This window comes from Lacinutrix himadriensis, assembly GCF_001418105.1.
In the GTDB taxonomy this organism is placed as follows: domain Bacteria; phylum Bacteroidota; class Bacteroidia; order Flavobacteriales; family Flavobacteriaceae; genus Oceanihabitans; species Oceanihabitans himadriense.
This window is the reverse complement of the sequence record NZ_LIQI01000003.1, coordinates 1-2,963: the sequence shown is the minus strand read 5'-3', so window position 1 is coordinate 2,963 and position 2,963 is coordinate 1. Positions and strand designations below refer to the sequence as shown.

At 31.9% G+C, this 2,963-nt stretch carries 3 protein-coding genes; 1 reads left to right on the top strand and 2 read right to left on the bottom strand.

The window, feature by feature from the left end; all coding sequences use genetic code 11:
- Positions 1-55 precede the first annotated feature (55 nt).
- Positions 56-1,024: an IS110 family RNA-guided transposase gene (locus AMD28_RS00085; RefSeq protein ID WP_055442129.1), complete on the top strand. Its 969-nt coding sequence runs from the start codon at positions 56-58 to the stop codon at positions 1,022-1,024.
- Between the two features lie 661 nt (positions 1,025-1,685).
- On the opposite strand, the gene AMD28_RS00075 is transcribed toward AMD28_RS00085, so the two are convergent.
- Both AMD28_RS00075 and AMD28_RS00070 read right to left on the bottom strand, forming a co-directional pair.
- Complete coding sequence (locus AMD28_RS00075; RefSeq protein WP_241492400.1) at positions 1,686-2,501, bottom strand: IS3 family transposase; 816 nt, start codon at positions 2,499-2,501, stop codon at positions 1,686-1,688.
- A 35-nt stretch (positions 2,502-2,536) separates the two neighbouring features.
- Entirely contained in the window at positions 2,537-2,908 is a 372-nt protein-coding gene (locus tag AMD28_RS00070) for a transposase (RefSeq protein ID WP_055442126.1), read from the bottom strand.
- Positions 2,909-2,963: the final 55 nt, after the last annotated feature.

Sequence of the window (2,963 nt, the reverse complement as noted above, 5' to 3'; positions counted from 1 at the left end):
TCGATTTCAAGTTTTTGAAACATCAGTAGCTCGTTCTTTCCAAAATTTAATTCTTATGAATAAATATAGTGAAATTTTTGGATTAGACATTAGCAAAGATGTCTTTGATGTTTATGGTTCAGAGACAGGACATGACCAATTTAAAAATGATGAGAAAGGCTTTGTGAAATTCATAAAAGGCTTACCAGAAAGTGTTTTGGTGGTTATGGAGGCTACAGGTTATTATCATTACAGGTTGGCACAGTTTTTATATAAATCTGGAGTATGTGTGTCTGTTGTAAACCCTTTATCTGTAAAGCGATTTATCCAGATGAAATTAGCCAAAGTAAAGACCGATAAGAGTGATTCTAAAGCCATTTGTGAATATGGACAAATGAATGATGTTCCTCTTTACACAGCTTTAAATGAAGTTCAGAGTGAGTGCTTGCAACTCTTTAGATTGCTGGATAGTTACATAAAATACCGAACGGCATCGAAGAATAAACTTCATGGTGAAGAAACCTTAGGAATACCTTCCAAGTTTGTGTATCGTTCTTTAAAGCGAAACGTTAAGCATTTGCAAAAGGAGATTACCGCGATAGAAGAGCGTCTATTAGATTTAGTTAAACAAGAGCAGCAACATCAACTGACATTAATAAAAAGCATCCCAGGAATGGGTGTGAAAACAGCTTTGTTTTTAATAGTAGTAACTGATGGATTTAAAAAATTTGAAACGGCATCACAACTGTGTAGTTATGTCGGTATTACACCAACTATACGAAAATCAGGAAGCAGTGTTCGCGGACGAAGTAGAATAAGTAAAGTAGGGAATAAGAAACTAAGAAATCTGCTATTTTTATGTGCATTTTCGGCATGTAAGTACAATAAGGCTTGTAGAGAGATTTATGAACGATTGGTGGCCAAAGGAAAGAGTAAAAAACTTGCGTTAATAGCAGTTGCAAATAAGTTATTAAAGCAAGCATTTGCTATTGCTAAATCAGGATTGCCATATTGTGAAAATCACGTTTCAGTATTGCCTAAATAGTAAAGAATTACATAAAATATAAAAGGCTCAAAACAATAAAATTATTTTGAGCCAAAACTAATAATGTCTAAAATTAACGAAGAAAAGAGTTGTTTTTTACCTCAGTTCTTTGTTGTATGCAGGCTTTTATTTCCATATTTCGTTAAAAGTACTTAATATTTTATCTTTCAATTCAGTTGGAATGTTTTTGTCTTGGTCAAAATCTAATTTCACTTCTCCTTTTTCATTATGAGTTTGCATTGTAAAATAACCACTTGTGTCAAATTCTCCTTTATATTCAGAATGAATTTGGTCAATCGATTTATTAAACTTGTCAAGTTTTTCCGAATAGTCTTTTCCCTATAAAAATTCGCTTATGTTTTCCATTTAATTATTTTGTAAATTAAGATACCTATTAAAATCAGAAATGTAATTCCGCAAGAGTAAGTCAGTCCGAGAAATAAATCTTGTTGTTTGCATAAATCAACTCCAGAAACTTGAGAAATACATTCTCCAAATTCCGTTTCATATTTCAGACTCACTCCTGTATTTATTGTCATAAAATAAAAAAGAGGAATTCCAAAAAATGAAAAACTTAACCCGATTATGTAAAATATTTTCCTCAAAAGTTCTGTTTTTCAGCTGTCTTGTCCTGAAATACGGCTACAGGTTAAAATTGATTTTACGCTGATAATTTGTATACCATATTAGGTGTTTTATAGTCTAAAGATAAATGTAATCTTACTTCATTGTATAAATTAATTGCACTTTTTGCAGCTCTCTTTGCGTGTGCTACGTTTTCAAAGGTTTGATCGAGATAAAATTCGTCTTTTAGTATTCCGTTTACGCGTTCTGCCATCGCATTTTCGTAGCAATGATTTTCTTCAGTCATACTAATATCTATCTTTTTTCTTTTGAGTATTTGTGTGTATACATTGCTACAATACTGTATTCCTCTATCTGAATGATGTATTAGTCTATTAATGTTTTTAGCTTGGTAAATCGCTTTATTAAGTGCTCTCACGCATCCTTTAAGTTCTAAGCTATCACTTAGATCATAACCAACTATTTTCCTAGAGTACATATCTGTTATTAAAGCTAGGTAACAAAACCCTTTAACTGTTCTAATGTATGTGATATCCGATACCCAAACTTGGTTAGCTCTAGTTACTTCTAAGTCTTTTATGATGTTATTATATTTATAAAATCGATGATAAGAGTTAGTAGTTCTAGCGCTTGTTTTCTTTCTAAGTGTTAGCATATTATGCTTTCTAAGCACTTTAAATAGTGTATCTCGGCCTACTTTAATGTTAGCTTTAACAAACTCTTTGTCTAAAGATCTGGTAAGTTTACGAACACCTTCTCTAGGAAGGGATTTGCGTCTTTTTCTAACAATATTTATAATCTGTTGTTCTAGAATTAAACGTTTATCAGCTCTGTTTTTATGCTTATAATAAGCATTACGTTTAAGTCCAAAACAATGAGTTATAGTTGTCAGAGAAGCAAATCCCGTAGATTTCTTTTTAGCTTTAATTAAGGCTTTATACTTAGCTTTTTTTTTAGTTCATTAACCGATTTATAGCCAAGATCTTCAGCAGCAACTTCAAGATAACAATCCTGTACCATAGCATCGAGATCCTTTTTAAGTAGTAGTTTTTTTAGCAGTTCAACCTCTTTTTGAAGTGCCTTAATTCTAGATATTTCGTCTTTCGTTTCCACTTTTACTCTGGTGTTCATTAAGTCTTTACGATTGTACTTTTTAATCCACTCGTTAACAGTTGTAGGTGCGATAGAGTAGAGTTTACAAAGTTCGCTCTTTGTGTGTTTTCCGGTTGTAAGTTCGGCTAAAATTTTTAATTTAAAAGGTTCGCTGTAACGTCTAATTACTTTGTCATTTCTGTACATAATGTTTAAAATTATGTAGCCTTATTTTAGGACGGGTCATTATGTGTGCACAACG

Excerpts from the sequence above, each read along its gene's own strand:
- AMD28_RS00085 (WP_055442129.1), top strand. The coding sequence starts at position 56 with ATGAATAAATATAGTGAAATTTTTGGATTAGACATTAGCAAAGATGTC.
- AMD28_RS00070 (WP_055442126.1), bottom strand. The coding sequence starts at position 2,908 with ATGTACAGAAATGACAAAGTAATTAGACGTTACAGCGAACCTTTTAAA.